Raw genomic sequence first — 15,935 nt, forward strand, 5'->3', positions numbered from 1 at the left:
CGGCGCCCTCCGCACGCTCAAGGCGCCGCCACCCCCTGAACCTTCGCCGTATAAGGCGTATAGAAGCTCGATCCCGCCCACGCCGCCGTCGCGACGTTGTACAGCGGACCGCCGCTGACGTAGTTCGCGCCGTCATGCCAGTCGCCGGAACCCTTGTACATGGCCACTGCCGGGTACGGATAGACCGGGCGCGATGCCGTGACATTGCTGGACGTGTCGGTCTGGTACGTCATGACACTGCTGGGCCCCGTGCCCTGCTCCACCCAGGCCGTGATCCGCGATACCAGGTCGATGTTCGGATTGCCCTCCCCACCGCCGCAATGGCCCACGCCAGGCACCAGGTACAGCCGCGCGAATGCATCCACGGCCGACGTACCCATCGTGTTCTGCATGGCTTCGTAGTATGCGATCGTGAACAGCGGCGAGATGTGCTGGTCCGCCCAGCCATGCCACAGGATCAGCTTGCCGCCCGCATTCTGGAATGCCGACAGATCAGGATTGGTGGCATCGTTGAGTGGATGATTGGCGGCCAGGTAGTCGGTATAGAAGTTGCCATCGTGATAGCCGAACGTATTGATGTTCGGCATGGTCGGCGAGCCCGTGAAGATCAGGTTATAGGCGCCCGTCACGATCATGTTGCTGAACAGGCTGGTTACCGGCGCCGGCGCATCGGTCGAGTTCGAGTTCGGCACTTCCACGCCGATCCAGTTTGCCTCGGACCCAAGTTGCGGCGAGCCCGCAAGCATCCGCTTGCCGGTGGTGGTGTCCGTCGGACCGCTGTAGATCCGGCTTGCCGTGGTGACTTCGGCTGCTGTCAGGCAATTGCTGGTGTCCGTCGCGCCAGCCGCGCACTGGATCGAAACCGGATTGAAGTTGCACGCACGCGGATCCGCGAGCAGGCCGTCTGGCGCGCCGCTGGTTCCACCACAGGCGGCGACCACGGCCTTGTGCAGTACCTTTGCCTTGTCCGCATACAGCACGACGTTGCCGGTGTTATCGCCGGTCGTGCTGTTCGACACCACGCTCCAGCCGTGATACAGCGAGTTCTGCGTCTGGAAATGGGCTGCCGGGGCGCCAGCGACGATCCCGTTGTAGTCGTTGGGATAACGCTGCGCGGCCATCAGCGCTTCGCGTCCACCATCCGAGCAACCCACGAAGTACGAGTACTTCTGCGCCTGCCCATAGTAGGACTTGATCAGCTTCTTCGCCGCAAGCGTCGTGATGTGCTGGCCGCGATAAGCAAAGTCAGCCTGCTTCTGCGTATCCGATGACCACGTCGCATCCGAACCGGTATGCCCCATATCGGTCGCCGCCGTGACGAACCCGCCCTGCTGCACCAGCGGGCAGTTGTAGCTGAAGCTGAACGAGCTTTGCTTGGTTGGATCGCTCACGTTGCCGCACAAGCCGCCGCATCCGAGTTCGGCGAACCGTTGCGTCCAGGTACTGACCGGAAGCGCCACTGCGAATGTGTTCGACGGCGCCAGCGTTCCCTTCACCGTGCAAAGCTGCACGGTGGCACCGTTGATGGTTGTGGTGGTGATCGTCGCCGAAGCGATCTTGCTGCCGGCGCCGCCAATGTCCGTGATGTCGACCGAGGCCAATTGCGAGCAGTCGATGACCGGCGCGACAACCTGCAACGTGGTGGCCGTGGTGGTGGAGCCGGTGCTCGTCGAGGTGGACCCCGATGACGTGCCGGTGGTGGCACTGGAACTGCCATCGCCACCACAACCGGCGAGACTGACAGCCGCCACGCAGATGGTGAACGACGTGAGGAATGAAATAGCGCCCGAATAGGCGTGCGCGAACAGCCCGGAACGATGCCGAGAGCTCATGGATATCTCCTGGAACGGTCTTCTCTAGTGGATTGGAATGGAAGAGCCTTTGCGCCTCCTCGACGTCAGAGGGGGAGCAGGTTCGCTGGCAGGCGCAGCGTGCTTCATCGCTCCATACACGCGGCGATGTTGTGGGGCGCAACTACATGCCAACGGCACGAAGCTTGCGCCGACGACGCGCGCGCGGGGTTCCAAACTGGCTGGCAGCCCGTTGCTGTCTGCTTATTGGTTGCTCCGGGCGTTGCGCCCGAAGCATCGGGCCGGACGCGTGTCAGCGCCGGTCATTGCTGAAGCGGTCACCCACCGTTTGGGCCAGATTGCTTGCGTTGCCGCTTCTCGCGATACATGGCGGCGTCCGCCAGTTCCAGCGCCTGTTCGACGGAGACGGGCCTGACGGCCACGACACCTGCGCTCACACCAGCGTAATCGATCGTGACGTCGGCAAGCGTGTAGACACCGCGAGTCGCCGCCAACGCACGCTTCTGCAATTGGTCGGCCAGGCTATGCGCCTGCGTTGCAGACGCCGGACAGGGCGCCACCAGCGCAAACTCGTCGCCACCCACGCGGGCCAGCATGTCGGTGTCTCGCACAATGCCGGATAGGCGCTTTGAACATTCGCTCAGGAACTGGTCTCCGACCACATGTCCGTATGAGTCGTTGATGCGTTTGAAGTCATCGAGATCGATGATGCCGACGACGACGTGGGATTCGTCCCTGGTTGCGCGCGCCAGCAGTCTGCCAAGCTCTCCGTGGAGCGCCCGTCTGTTGGGCAGGCCCGTCAGGGCGTCGGTCAACGCGAAGTTCGCGAGGTACTCGTTCGACCGCCTCAGTTCCTCAAGCAATCGTTCTCGCTCGATATGGTGTCCAATCAGCTTCGAGAAGATGTTCAAGGCGCTGAACGCCTGCGGCCCCGGCGGTTGGCTGCGCTTGCTCGCCCCGCACAACGTACCAATGATCTCCCCATCGCTCGCGCGAATGGGGGCACTGGCGTATGTCTCGATGCCGAGCGCCGTCGCGGCCTGTGAATCTCCCCAGATCTCGCTCGCGTTCGACGTGTAGCGGCGGCCTTCCTCCAGGCAACGCTTGCAGAGGGTGTCGGACCATGGAACGGACAGCCCCTCGGGAATCACAAGTTCGCCTGCGTTCCTGACAAAGTCAACGGACTGCAAACCCGCCTCTTCATCGATCGACGTCAGGTACAGGGACTCAAGGCCGGTGATCAGTTCCAGCATCTCCAGCAGCGGTCTCGTGAGTTGCTCCAGATTCTCCGCCGTGGCAACGGACTCCGAAAGCCGCTCAAGGATCAACTCCATGGGTTTTGTCTCCTCTTCCATGCTGTGTTTTCGCTCTAGAACATACCGCAACAGGCGCCTGCCGGCCAACTCGGCTGAGTGAGAAATCATATCGCTTTGCTGAACGATTTCCTCGTTGCCATCGACAGGCGGAAACCAAATCGTCCTTCCACCGAGTCCAGCAATGGTTCATAAAAAAACCGGGGCCAGAGCCCCGGTTTCTTCTACGTACCGACTGTCAGCTTGCCACATGCTCAGGCAACCGGCCGTCATCCCTACCGCTTGTGTCCGGCTCGTCCGGCCATGAGCGGCCAACCATCCATTCGTAGAGCGTGGGCAGCACGATCAGCGTCAGCAGCGTGGCCGTAATCAGGCCACCGATGATCACGATCGCCAGCGGCCGCTGCGTTTCCGACCCGATGGCGCGCGAGATCGCCATCGGGAACAGGCCCAGCATAGCCAGCATCGCGGTCATCAGCACGGTGCGCAGACGATCCATCGAGCCGGTCAGCACGGCCTGGCGCACCGGCATGCCTTCCTCGCGCAACTGGTTGAAGTAGGTCACCATCACCACGCCGTTCAGCACGGCCTGCCCGAACAGCGCGATGAAGCCGATTGCCGCCGAGACCGACAGCGGAATGCCGGTCAGGAACAGCGCAAACACACCACCGATCAGCGCGAACGGAATGTTCGAGATGATCAGCGCCGCGCTCTTGAACGACTGGAACGCGTTGAACAGCAGCAGGAAGATCAGCAGCACCGACAGCGGCACCACGATCGACAGGCGCGCCATCGCGCGTTCCTGGTTCTCGAACTCGCCCGACCAACTGATCTTGACGTCCTCGGCATTGACGTTCTTCTTCACCAGCTCCTGCATGTCCTTCACCACGCTACCCATGTCGCGGTCGTGGATGAAGATACCGATCGACGTGGTGCGCTGGCCGTTCTCGCGGCTGATGTTCATCGCGCCCGACGCGGCCCGGAACGTCACCAGCTGCGACAGCGGCACCTGCGCGCCATCGGCGGTCTGCATGAAGATGTTCGGCAGGTTCGGTAGTTCGCGCTCGCCCGGCTTCAGGCGTACTACCACGCTGAAGTGCTTCTCGCCTTCCCACAACTCCGTCGCGGCCTTGCCGCCGAGCGCGCTTTCCATCAGGTCCTGCACGTCGGCCACGTTGATGCCGTAGCGGGCAGCCTGGGCGCGATCGAAATCAAGCACGTACTGCGGCAGCTCGCCGTCACGGTCGATGAACGCGCGCATCACGCCGCGTACCGACTGCACGTTGGCCAGGATCTGATCCGCCACCTTCTTGTTGTGCTCGAGGCTGTCGCTCTGCACCTTGATCACGATCTGGCCCTTGATCTGCGAGATGCTTTCCAAGATGTTGTCGCGCACCGGCTGCGAGAAGTTAGGCTCGATGCCCGGCATCTTGCGCAGGTTGTGGTTGATTTCCTCGATGATCTTGCGCTTGTCGAAGCCAGCGCGCCATGCCTTGTCGCTCTTCAGGTCGACCAGGATTTCCACGGTGTTGATCAACTTCGGATCGGTGCCGTCGTCGGGACGGCCCACCTTGGAGATCGTCGTGTTGACCTCGGGCGTGGTGCGAATCACGTTGCGCAGCAGACGCGCCTGATCGCGTGCCTCGTCCAGCGACACCGAGGCCGGCAAGTCGAAGCTGACCCACATCGAGCCTTCGTCGAGTTCGGGCAGGAATTCGCTGCCCAGGAACTTGCCCACGCCGACGGTGGCCACCAGCAGGCCCACGGCGATGGCCACGACCTTCTTCTTGTTCTCGAGCGCCCACGCCAGCATCGGCTCATAGAGGCGCTTGCACTGGCGCACCACGAAGTTGTCCTCGTGCGCGATGTTCTTCTTGAGCAGCAGGTGGCACAGCAGCGGCACCACGGTCAGCGAGACAATCAGCGAGCCGACCAGCGCGCCCGTCACGGTGTACGCCATCGGCGCGAAGATCTTTCCTTCGTGGCGCTGCAGCGTGAAGATCGGGATGTGCGCGGCGATGATGATGATCATCGAGAACACGGTCGGACGCCCCACCTCTGTGGTGGCCTGAAGGATCGCGTGCATCCGCGCCTTGTTGTCCTTGATCTGCTGTTCCTTGAGTTCGCCCAGCCGCTTGAAGATGTTCTCGACGACGATCACCGCGCCGTCGACGATGATGCCGAAGTCCATCGCCCCCAGCGACAGCAGGTTGGCCGGAATGCCCACCCAGGTCAGGCCGATGAACGTCGACAGCAACGCCAGCGGGATCACCAGCGCCACGATCGCCGCCGCGCGCACGTTGGCCAGGAACAGGTACAGCACGGCCATCACCAGCAGCGCGCCCTCCACCAGGTTGCCAAACACCGTGTGCAGCGTCTTGTCGATCAACGTCGAGCGGTCGTAGTACGGCACCAGCTTCACGCCCTTCGGCAGAATCTGGTCGTCGAGCAGTTCGATCTTCTTCTTCAGCGCCTCGAGCACGATCGACGGGTTCTCGCCCTTGCGCATCACCACGATGCCCGAGACGATGTCGTCCTCGTCGTCCTGGCCCATCAGGCCCTGCGGCGGCGCGGCGCCTATCTTGACCTCGGCGATGTCCTTGACCAGGATCGGCGTGCCGTTGTTCTCGGCCACCACCACGTTGGCGATGTCGGCCGAGCTACGGAAGCTGCCCAGCGAACGCAGCAGGTACTGCTGGCGTCCATGCGCCACCGAGCCACCGCCGGCGTTCGAGTTGCCGCGCTGAAGCGCCGTGAACAGTTGCGACAGCGAGATCTTGCTGTCGCGCATGCGGCCCAGATTCGGGTTTACCTCGTACTGCTTGATCGAGCCGCCGATCGTAACCACGTCGGCCACGCCCGGCACCTGACGCAGATTCTTCTCCACCACCCAGTCCTGCAGCGTGCGCAGTTCCTGCGGCGTGTAGCCCTTGCCGCTCAGGCGGAAGCGATAGATCTCACCGATGGCGGTGGAAAGCGGCGCCAGTTCCGGCTGCACGCCGTCGGGCAGGTCAACGCTGCGCAGCCGTTCGATGATCTGCTGGCGCGCGACGATGTCGGTGGCCTTGTCGTTGAAGGTCACCATCATGAACGACAGGCCGAACTGCGTATGCGAGAACACACGCACCGAATTCGGCGTGCCCGCCAGCGCGGTTTCGATCGGAATCGTGACCTGGCGCTCCACTTCCTCGGCGGCCCGGCCCGGGTACAGCGTGATCACGTTGACCTGGATGTCCGAGACGTCCGGGAACGCTTCGATCGGCAGGTTTTTGAAAGCGGCCAGGCCGCCCGCAACGAAGATGATCAGGCCAAGCCAGACGAACAGCTTCTGGTGCAGCGCGAAATTGACGATACGTGAAATCATGTGGCTGCCGTCCTTAATGCTTGGCAGCCGCGCGCGCGGCATTCACCGCGGTGGCGTCGCGCAGGATGTCCTGCAGATAGAGATTGCCGTCGGTGATCACCACGTCGCCCTCTTTCAGGCCTTCCACCACCTCGGTCGTGCCCGGAATCGTCACGCCGAGCTTGACCTCGCGGCGCTCGAACCTGTTGGGCGTAGTGCGCACGAACACATAGTTCTTGTTGTCGGCCAGGAACACGGCCTTCGACGGCACCGAGATCCCCTGGAACGACGCGGCCTGCATCTTCGCCGTAACGAACATCTCGGCCTTCAGGCGGCGGTCGGCGTTCGGCACGGACAGACGCACCTTGACGCTGCGCGACGACGGATCAACGTAATCCGCGATCTTGACCACGGTGCCCGTGAACGTCTCGCCGGGGTAAGCGGCGCTGGCAAGCTGCACGGTCACGCCGGGCCTGAAGTGGCCAAGGTCCGCCTCGGCGGCATCGAGCTGTGCCCACAGCGTCGTGGGATCGGTGATCAGGTACAGCGGCGCGGTGGGCGGCTGGTCGGGACGCAGTTCCATCCCCGGATTGATATTGCGCTCGACCACCAGGCCGTCGATCGGGCTGCGCAGCGCAAAACGCTGGTTCACACCGTCGCTGCCGGAAGCGCCGTACATGCGCAGCGCTGCCTGCGTGCGCTGCTGGTCAGCCGCGGCGCGCGCGTTGTCCGCCTGCGCCTGCTCCAGATCCTTCTGGGCGATGACCCCGGCCTCATACAGCTCGCGCTGGCGCGCCAGCGCCTTCGACGCCACGGCGCTATCCGCGGACGCCTTGCGTGCATCAGCCTGTGCCGAGCCAAAATCGGGCGACGTCAGCATCGCCAGCGGCTGGCCTGCCTTCACGGTGGCGCCGGGCTGCACCAGAATCTCCATCACGCGGCCGGCGAACGGCGAAGCCACGCGCACCGTCTTGTCCTCGTTCCAGACCAGACGGCCGGGCATGCTCAGCATCCGATCGCCGCCGCTCTTGACCGGCTGGCCGACGACGCCGGGCAGCGACCTGACGCTCGCCGGATACTCGATGACCTGACCAGCCACCTTCGGCTCGTCGTCGTTCTCGGGCGCTTCCTTCTTGCCGCAGGCGCCCAGCGTAAGGACGCACAGTGACAGCACGGCCGCCAGACGCGCGGCGCCGGCACGGGTGAAGCGGGAATCGCGGGAGATGAGCGGCATATCAGGGATGCGATGCATCGGTTCGAACCTGGGGAAGCTTGTTGATATCGGAAGTGGTGGCCTGCAGGGCGGCGCGGTAGGCGGCCATGGCCTTGGCGAAGTTGCCCTGCACGTCGACGGCGTCCAGGCGCGTCTGACGCAGCGCGCGGCGCGCGTCGAGCAGGTCGAGCACGCCGGTGGCACCCTTCGTATAGGCGAATTCGGCGCTCTGCGCGACGGTCTCCGCCGCCGGCAGCACGGCGGTCTGCATCTGTTGCAGCGACGCGCGCGCCGATTCGAGCTGGCTGCGCAGCCGTTCGATGTCGTTCTGCGCGGCCAGCAGGATACGATTGCGGTCGTCGAGCGCCGCGTAGTAGTCCACCTCGGCGCGGCGCGCTTCACCGCCGAAGCTGTGGCGCACGAACAGCGGAATCGAGATGAACACGCCGTAGCTGTTGCCGCTGCCGGTGGTATTGGCCTCGGAAACCGGATAGTGCTCGTACTGGGCGCCGACGGTCACGTCGGGCACACGGCCGGCACGCGCCAGGTCACGCGCGGAGGCCGCGGCGGCCAGCCGGGCTTCGGCAGCCGTCACATCCGGGCGGCGCTGCAGCACTTCGGGATCGACTGACGGCACCGGGGCATCGAGCGCAGGCCAGTCCGGCACGAGCCGGTTGTCCAACAGCGTGCCCGGAAGACCGATCGTGGCGGCCAGTGCTGCCTTGCTGGTGGCATAGTCCGACTGGGCGGAGCGCAGGTCACTCTGGGCCCGCAGCGTTTCGAGCTGGAGCTTGGTCACATCGGCGCGTGCCACGTCGCCAGCCTTGAGCCGGGCCTCGTTCGCTTGCTGAGTCTTGCCATAGAGACCGACGGTTTCTGTCAGCACCTCTACCCGGCTCTGGCTGGCTACCGCGTCATACCACGCCTGCTCCACGGCGCCGACCTGCTGGGCCACCACGGCCTGCGTCTGCTCGCCGGCGGCGGCGCTGGCCTTGCGGGCCGCGTCGGTGCGAAGGTTGCCCTTGTTCGCGGTCTCGATCACCTGGTCAACGCGTACCGTCGAGTCCACGGTCTTGCTGCGCCAGTTGCCGGCGCCCACGCCAAGATGCGGGTTGATATTGGCCACACCCAGGCTCAGGACCGGGTTCGGGCGTTGGGAGGCAATCTGGATGTCGGCCTGGCTGGCTTCCTCGCCGCGACGGGCCGAGATGATGTCGCGGTTGCAGCGCAGCGCGTCAAGGCGTGCCTGCGCCAGGGTCAGCGCGGCCTTTGCCGGAGGCGGCATGCAGGGGCCATCTGGAGGCATGGGTCCGCTGGCGGCTTGCCCGGCCGAGGCGGCAATGGAGCCCACGGAGGCCATGGCCAGCAACGTCGCCACGGCGACTCGGGAAACATAAGAATGCACGGTCAGTCTGGCTCGTTTCGACTTGATCGGAAGTTAACGATCATGTCCGCCAAACGGTGCACCGGGAAGACAGCTTTATTGTCTTAGGCCCAGGACATTCATCTTCGTATTCTCCCGCAAAGCGTGCATGATCTCGCGCGCCTATTCAGCCTGAACTTCATTACAAATACCTTTCACACCGATGGCGAACCGGCAGGTTTTGCAGTAATCCCACGCTCAGGGAAAACACGCATTGGCGCTCCATTGGCGCCCCATCAGCGCCAATTCGGAGGGCCGGAAGCGTCGTCAGGCGGCACCCGCCGCGACGATACGTTGTGCGCGTTCAAGCACTGGGCGATCAACCATCTTCCCGTCGACGGCAATCGCGGCACCCTGCGCGGCGGCGGCCTGCTCGACCACGCGACGCGCCCAGGCCAGTTCGTCGGCCGATGGCGCCAGGGCGGCATGGACACCCCCCACCTGATTCGGATGAATCAGCAATTTGGCCCCAAACCCGAAACGCCGTGCCCGCGCGGTGTCGGCGGCCAGCGCGTCGGCATCGCCGATGGCCGTGCAGACACCGTCGACCGGCGCCGGCAGTCCGGCCGCCCGGGAATGCATGACCAGTTCGCTACGGAAATGGTGGAGCGGCGCGTCGTCGTCACCCACGTCGAGATCGAACATCAGGTCGATGCTGCCGAACAGCAGTCGCGATACGCCTGGCGCGCGCGCCACATGGGCCAGATCGGCAAACCCGGCCGCGCTCTCCAGCAAGGCGCAGCACGGCGTCTCGGGCAGTTCGGCACGCAGCGCGGCCAGCGCCGCCTTGTCGGCCTTGGGCAGCACGATCTCGCGAACGCCGCCCGCGCGGCAAAAGCCCACGTCTTCGGCAAAGTACGAGTTGTCAGCGCCATTGATGCGGAGCAGCAATGCTACGCCGGCGGCATCCGCCTGGGCCTGCAAGTCGCGCCAGGGCTCGGCCAGGCCCGCGCGCGCAGCCGCCTTGGCATCGGGCGCCACCGCATCCTCAAGATCGACGATCACGGCGTCGGCGCCAGCCGCGATCGCCTTGCCAATACGCTCCGGACGCGATGCCGGAACGAACAGATAACTGCGCGGCACTCGGGTGGTTGTCATCGCCCGCCTCCGTCAGACCACGCCGTCGGCATGAAGCCGGGCGATCTGTTCGGCAGTGCAACCGGCCTCGGCAAGGATGGCGTCCGTGTGCTCGCCCACCGCCGGAACCGGGTCCATGCGCGCGTCGGTCATGCCGGGCGGCAGCAGGGCCGGGATCTGCCCCGCCGGGGTATCGACGGTGCGCCAGCGCTTGCGGGCCGCCAGTTGCGGGTGCGCCCAGACGTCGGCCATCGTGTTGACGTTGGCGTTGGCGATCTTTGCTTCCTCCAGCCGCTCCACCACCTGCGCGGCGGTCAGCCGCCCGAACGCCTCGACAATGCGGGCACGCAGTTGCGCGCGATTGGCGCTTCGCAGGCTGTTGGTGGCAAACGCAGCGTGGGTGGCCAGATCCGGCTCATGGAGCACCACCTTGCAGAACGCCGCCCATTCGCGTTCGTTCTGCAAACCAAGCATCACGGTCTTGCCGTCGCCGGTCGGGAACGGTCCGTACGGGTAGATCGTGGCATGCGACGCCCCGGCGCGCGGCGGCGGTTCGGCGCCATCGAACGCGTAGTACATCGGGAAATTCATCCATTCGACCATCGATTCGAGCATCGACACGTCGATATGCTTGCCACGGCCGGTCTGGCCCCGCTCGATCAGGGCGGCCAACACGTTGCTGTATGCGTACATGCCGGCGGCAATGTCCGCCACCGAGGCGCCGGCCTTCACGCCCTCTTCCGGCGTGCCGGTGACCGACACGAAGCCTGATTCACTCTGCACCAGCAGGTCATAGGCTTTCTTGTCGCGATAGGGACCATCGCCGCCGTAGCCGGAGATATCGCAGACGATCAGGCGCGGAAAGCGCTTCGACAACGTCTCGTAGTCCAGCCCGAGGCGGGTCGACGCGCCCGGCGCCAGGTTCTGGATCAACACATCGGTCTTGGCCAGCAGGGAATCCAGCACCGGGGCCGCGGCAGGCGCCTTGACGTCGAGCGTCAGGCTTTCCTTCGAACGGTTGGTCCAGACGAAGTGGGACGACAGCCCGCGCACGCGGCCGTCATAGGCACGCGCGAAATCGCCCGGGCCAGGCCGCTCGATCTTGATGACGCGCGCGCCGAGATCGGCCAGTTGACGGGTACAGAACGGCGCGGCGATGGCCTGCTCGAGCGAAACGACGGTGATGCCTTCAAGGGGTCGGGACATGACAGTGTCTTGGGTAGGTAGCGCAATGCCGCCAATCTACCCGCCCGCCTTCGACCTGTGAAATAGGGATTGCAGAAGGCTCCATAAGTAGAATCAATAGCCTGCACCCCCGGTGCGTCCCCCATGCACCCTCTGGAGAACCCATGGACATCCGTGCCATGCGCTATTTTGTGGCCATCGTCGACCAAGGCAGCCTGACCCGCGCCGCCGAGGTCGTCTGCGTGGCGCAGCCCGCGCTGTCGCAGCAGCTTGCCACGCTGGAAGACGAATTCGGCGTGCCATTGGTGCACCGCAGCGCGAAAGGCGTGCGGCCCACCGAAGCCGGAAAGACGCTTTATCGTCACGTGCGCAACATCCTTCGACAGGTGGAAATCGCGGGCGCCGACGTGCGCGTGGCCGGAGCCGAGGTTTCGGGCACCGTGGCCATCGGCCTGCCCACCACGGCGGCAGCGGCCTTCGGCATGGCGCTGATACGCACCGTGCGCCAGCGCTACCCGCAGGTCCGGCTGCAGCTCTTTGAAAGCATGAGCGGATATATCTCCGAACTGCTGAACCAGAACCGGCTCGACTTCGCCATCCTGTTTCGCGACACGCCATCACGCGCGGTGGAGCCAGAGCCGCTGGCCAGCGAACCGCTCTACCTGATCGGCACGCCACCCGTGACCGCGCCGCGCCCGGGCAAACGGGGCAGCGCCACGGCGGATACGGTCCCGCTCAAGGCGCTCGACGGCATCCCGCTGGTACTGCCAAGCGGCTCGCAGGGGTTGCGCGAGGTGGTCGAGCGCACGTTTGCCAAGGCCGGCATGAATCTGAATGTGGTGGCCGATCTCGACTCCCTGCCTTTCCTGCTGGCGTCCGCCCGGGAAGGATTGGCCTGCACGATACTGCCAGCGTCGTCGCTTGGCGATGGCGATGCGACCGTGCCTCGGCGGCTGATCGTTCCGGAACTCCGACGCACGCTGTCACTGTGCTGGCCGCGCGCGCTGCCGCGCTCGAATGCGGCCGAGGCGGTGGCCGATGTGTTGCGAGAGATAGTCGGAGAACGGATTGCGCTGGGCGGGTCGCTGGCGCCAGCGGGTTGATCGGAGCGGCGACTCCCGGTGTCGGTGTCTGGATGGCCGGCCCGCCGCGCCCGGTCCGATAAGAAAACCTTATGCCCATAGTCACCGATTGAATTTCTCCTTAGCGGGTGGCTCCGCTAGAGTGGGCGCCACATCAGCGGGCCTCCAAGTGCATGGGCCCGCCAGAAGCCACCGAGGAGACATCATGCTTCGTACAATCCGCGCCATCGCCGGTATCGCCATGGCCCTGTCCGTTGTCGGCCACGCTCAAGCCGACACCTATCCGTCCAAGCCGATCCAGATGATCGTGCCGCAGGCGCCGGGCGGCACCAACGACATCGTCGCCCGACTGGTGGCGGCCGACCTGTCGCAACGCCTTGGCCAGCAGGTAGTGGTGGAAAACCGCCCGGGCGCTGGCGGCAACATCGGCACCCAGACGGCGGCCCGCTCCGCGCCAGATGGCTACACGCTGCTGATGACCATCAGCAGCACACAGGCCATCAACCCGTCGCTCTACCGCTCGATTCCGTTCGACCCAATCAAGGACTTCGAGCCGATCGCCCCGGTAGCTACCGTGCCGAACGTGCTGGTGGTCAACCCCGCCTTCCCGGCCAAGTCGATGTCCGAACTGATCGCGATGGCCAAGGCCAAGCCCGACTACTACCGCTTTGCCTCTGCCGGCAACGGCACGCTGAACCATCTGCTGGGTGAGATGCTGAACAGCATGGCGGCCATCAAGCTCGAGCACGTGCCGTACAAGGGCGTCGCCCCGGCGCTCAATGATGTGCTCGGCAACCAGGTGCCGATGGCCTTTGCCAGCCTGCCCTCCGTGCTGGCGCATATCAAGGCCGGCAAGGTCCGCGCCCTGGGCGTGAGCTCGGCCAAGCGCTCGCCGTTCGCCCCGGACATCCCCGCCATCAGCGAGACCGTGCCCGGCTATAGCGGCGACCTCTGGGTCGGCCTGTTCGCAGTGCGCGGCACGCCGAAGGATGTCACCCAGAAGCTTGCCGCCACGATGCAGACCGCGCTGGGCGACAAGACGCTCCGCGACAAGCTTGCTGCCCAGGGCGCCGAAGTGCTGACGGGCACGCCGCAACAGTTCTCCACCATGCTGCGCGGCGACATCGACAAGTGGGCGAAGATCGTCAAGCAGTCTGGCGCGCAGATCGACTGACCGCTTCAGTCGGGAGTCGGCACCTGCGGGTGCCGGACTTCCGCCCGATCCGCCCGACGCACCACAGCAATGTATTACCCATGTCCGCGTATGATCGCGGACTTGCCTTTTCTGAAGGCCGTTTCTCGCAACCCCGCCCCCGATTCACCATGCCCGACCATTCGCTGCTGTCCGCCCTGCTCATCTTTGGACTCGGGGGACTCCTCGGCGGCGTGGGCGGCCTGTTTGGCATCGGCGGCGGCCTGATCGCGATCCCGGCCCTTGGCCTGCTCTATGGCATGGACCAGCAGCTCGCACAGGGCACCTCGCTGGTGATGATCGCGCCGAACGTGCTGATCGGATTCTGGCAATACCGCAAGCGCGCCGATATCGAGCTGAAGACAGCTATCGTGCTTGGCTTGTCCGCGGTGCTTGCCACTTACGCTTCGGCAAAGTTCGCCACGTCGATCGACGCGGCACTGCTACGCCGCATCTTCGCCGTTTTCATGATTGGCCTGGCGCTGTACTTCCTGTGGCGACTCCTGCCGGGCCGCGCCACCACACAACCGCAGGCACGCCTGTCTCCCTCGTGGATTCCCGCCGTGGGCGTGGTCGGCGGCGCGTTCTCCGGATTCTTCAGCGTCGGCGGTGGCGTGGTAGCCGCCCCCGCGCTTGTGGGGCTGTTCGGAATGCGCCAGGCCGCCGCGCAGGGCCTGGCACTGGCACTGGTCACCCCTGGCGCGGTTGTCGCGCTGTTCACCTATGCCAACGCCGGCCACGTTGACTGGTACAGCGGCATCCCGCTCTCGCTGGGCGGCATGCTGACGATCTCGTGGGGCGTGGCCCTTGCCCACCGTATGCCAGAACGCAAACTGCGCGCGGCGTTCGCGCTGTGCTTGATTGCGACGGCGGTGGTGATGCTAGTGCGGGGGTGAGTCGCACTGGTGCAGCCTAGCGCGCCTTAGAGGCGCCATCAAAATGATTCTGGCGTCGTTGCGCGGCCTTGCCATACTACTTGTACTGTCTGCGGCCGCGCGTCTAGCCAGCACCGCTTCGCTTCATTTTGATAGCGCCTCAGTCAGTCGACACGGATCGTCGAGAAGCTCACCGTATATGGGCAAGTCGCCGAAACGTGCCGCATCGATCGTTACCGATTCTCTCCACCTGCCAAGATGACGGGAATGAACTGCGGGTGCGGCATGGTTGCGAAGGCGCCTTGATGGATAGCGAATGCCAATCGCACCTGTCCGATTGAAAAGCGCTTCGAGAACATGGTGCATCTCCAGACCGAAATGCCTGCACCATTGGTAGTCTGAGTCTGACAACCGATCATAGATCCCGAGTCTGGCGGCTGTCGTCCCACCAATCTCGAGGAAATTCAGATCCGACTTCAGCCGCATGGTAACCAGGAGGCCGTCACTGGCAGCCTCGTTGAGTCTGAACGCGCCCGGATATCTCTCGACCTTCTCGCAAAATCGGCCCTCCCATATCGCGGTGTAGGCATCTTCCGCGACATACAGCCAATGGAAAGGAAAGCGGCCTGCTGCCTGCCTGCAACTGACCGGCGGCCCCCATCGGTGGGTATGCGTCACGAAGTCAGGCAGCGCCGTCGCCGCGTTCCAGGCGGCTCTGGTCAGCAACGTCCCACGGCTCAGCGTGCAAACGCTCGAGGCCATCGCATCCATGACCAACCCACGCGGCGGCATCTGTGCCGCGACGTCTGCCGGCATATCGGTAGCGCCCAAGGACAACTCCAGATCGCACCTCACGGGCCGGCTCGCAGCAACCGGGAAGGGAGCAGCTCTAGTGCCGCCATGACCGTTGCCTGCCGTTCGGCATCGGACCGTCGCAAATGATGCACCTGCCCGATCGACACCGACCCTCGGGTACAAAGCAGCCTTCCGCATAGCACTTCAGCCGGAGTGAGATCATTCAACTCTTCGTAGGCGATCATCCAGAAAAAGGGATCTTCACCTGACGGCTCGTTGCGGAGCGCCATGATGATCGGCATGATCAGGCTCGGCGCGGGCGGCACGAACTGCCAGGCCGGAAGTATTGTGGGCATTCCGGCGGGATCGTAGCCCTCGGCGTAGAAGTGGCCCGCCTCGATGGCGCGATGCAGTTCGCAAGGCGTCAGGTTCACGAGGCCCTGCGCCGAAACCTCCGCAACCGTCAGATGACCAATCGGCAGCCGGCTGGACCCGAGCACAGCACACGGGGAATCCAAAAATGGCAGATGGCCGGGACGGCTGCCTTGGCGCAACCCGCTGGGTGTATAGGCTGTTGGCAGCGGCTGCAAGCCTGCCATGGGATCGAGATACATGCTGAACCTCCG

General features: G+C 64.6%; 12 protein-coding genes. 3 read left to right on the forward strand and 9 right to left on the reverse strand.

Annotation, left to right across the window (positions count from 1 at the left end; translation table 11 throughout):
- Positions 1-17 precede the first annotated feature (17 nt).
- From WD006_RS19255 to WD006_RS19285, 7 genes are all read right to left on the reverse strand, one after another.
- Positions 18-1,832 (reverse strand): tannase/feruloyl esterase family alpha/beta hydrolase, encoded by a 1,815-nt coding sequence (locus WD006_RS19255; RefSeq protein ID WP_029308844.1) that lies wholly within the window; start codon positions 1,830-1,832, stop codon positions 18-20.
- Between the two features lie 296 nt (positions 1,833-2,128).
- Positions 2,129-3,145, reverse strand: a complete 1,017-nt coding sequence (locus WD006_RS19260; RefSeq protein ID WP_029308843.1) for a sensor domain-containing diguanylate cyclase — start codon at positions 3,143-3,145, stop codon at positions 2,129-2,131.
- Positions 3,146-3,362: 217 nt separating this feature from the next.
- A complete protein-coding gene (locus tag WD006_RS19265) occupies positions 3,363-6,488 on the reverse strand; it encodes an efflux RND transporter permease subunit (RefSeq protein WP_029308842.1) in 3,126 nt (1,041 codons plus the stop codon).
- Positions 6,489-6,501: 13 nt separating this feature from the next.
- Positions 6,502-7,701 (reverse strand): efflux RND transporter periplasmic adaptor subunit, encoded by a 1,200-nt coding sequence (locus WD006_RS19270; RefSeq protein WP_051723271.1) that lies wholly within the window; start codon positions 7,699-7,701, stop codon positions 6,502-6,504.
- Position 7,702: 1 nt separating this feature from the next.
- Complete coding sequence (locus tag WD006_RS19275) at positions 7,703-9,040, reverse strand: TolC family protein (protein WP_011518352.1); 1,338 nt, start codon at positions 9,038-9,040, stop codon at positions 7,703-7,705.
- A 330-nt stretch (positions 9,041-9,370) separates the two neighbouring features.
- Complete coding sequence (locus tag WD006_RS19280) at positions 9,371-10,201, reverse strand: HpcH/HpaI aldolase/citrate lyase family protein (RefSeq protein WP_029308839.1); 831 nt, start codon at positions 10,199-10,201, stop codon at positions 9,371-9,373.
- Between the two features lie 12 nt (positions 10,202-10,213).
- Positions 10,214-11,386: a CaiB/BaiF CoA transferase family protein gene (locus tag WD006_RS19285; RefSeq protein ID WP_011518350.1), complete on the reverse strand. Its 1,173-nt coding sequence runs from the start codon at positions 11,384-11,386 to the stop codon at positions 10,214-10,216.
- A gap of 143 nt (positions 11,387-11,529) precedes the next feature.
- On the opposite strand from WD006_RS19285, the gene WD006_RS19290 reads away from it, so the two are divergent.
- The 3 genes from WD006_RS19290 to WD006_RS19300 all read left to right on the forward strand — a co-directional run bounded on the left by WD006_RS19290 (position 11,530) and on the right by WD006_RS19300 (position 14,535).
- Positions 11,530-12,468, forward strand: coding sequence for a LysR substrate-binding domain-containing protein (locus tag WD006_RS19290; RefSeq protein WP_011518349.1), 939 nt, complete (start codon positions 11,530-11,532; stop codon positions 12,466-12,468).
- A gap of 184 nt (positions 12,469-12,652) precedes the next feature.
- On the forward strand, positions 12,653-13,621 hold the full coding sequence (locus WD006_RS19295; RefSeq protein ID WP_029308838.1) for a Bug family tripartite tricarboxylate transporter substrate binding protein: 969 nt from the start codon (positions 12,653-12,655) through the stop codon (positions 13,619-13,621).
- 149 nt (positions 13,622-13,770) lie between these two features.
- The gene (locus WD006_RS19300; RefSeq protein WP_017511504.1) at positions 13,771-14,535 is read left to right on the forward strand and encodes a sulfite exporter TauE/SafE family protein; all 765 of its coding nucleotides are present in this window, start codon (positions 13,771-13,773) and stop codon (positions 14,533-14,535) included.
- Between the two features lie 123 nt (positions 14,536-14,658).
- Here the strand turns inward: WD006_RS19300 and WD006_RS19305 are convergent, their stop codons facing one another.
- Together WD006_RS19305 and WD006_RS19310 are read right to left on the reverse strand one after the other, a co-directional pair.
- The gene (locus tag WD006_RS19305) at positions 14,659-15,345 is read right to left on the reverse strand and encodes an RES domain-containing protein (protein ID WP_227874009.1); all 687 of its coding nucleotides are present in this window, start codon (positions 15,343-15,345) and stop codon (positions 14,659-14,661) included.
- A gap of 20 nt (positions 15,346-15,365) precedes the next feature.
- Positions 15,366-15,923 carry a hypothetical protein gene (locus WD006_RS19310; RefSeq protein ID WP_029308836.1) on the reverse strand — a complete coding sequence of 186 codons (558 nt, stop codon included), beginning with the start codon at positions 15,921-15,923 and terminating at the stop codon, positions 15,366-15,368.
- Between the last annotated feature and the right edge of the window lie 12 nt (positions 15,924-15,935).

It is taken from the genome of Cupriavidus sp. Met-2 (assembly GCF_049843575.1).
GTDB classification, from domain to species: domain Bacteria; phylum Pseudomonadota; class Gammaproteobacteria; order Burkholderiales; family Burkholderiaceae; genus Cupriavidus; species Cupriavidus metallidurans.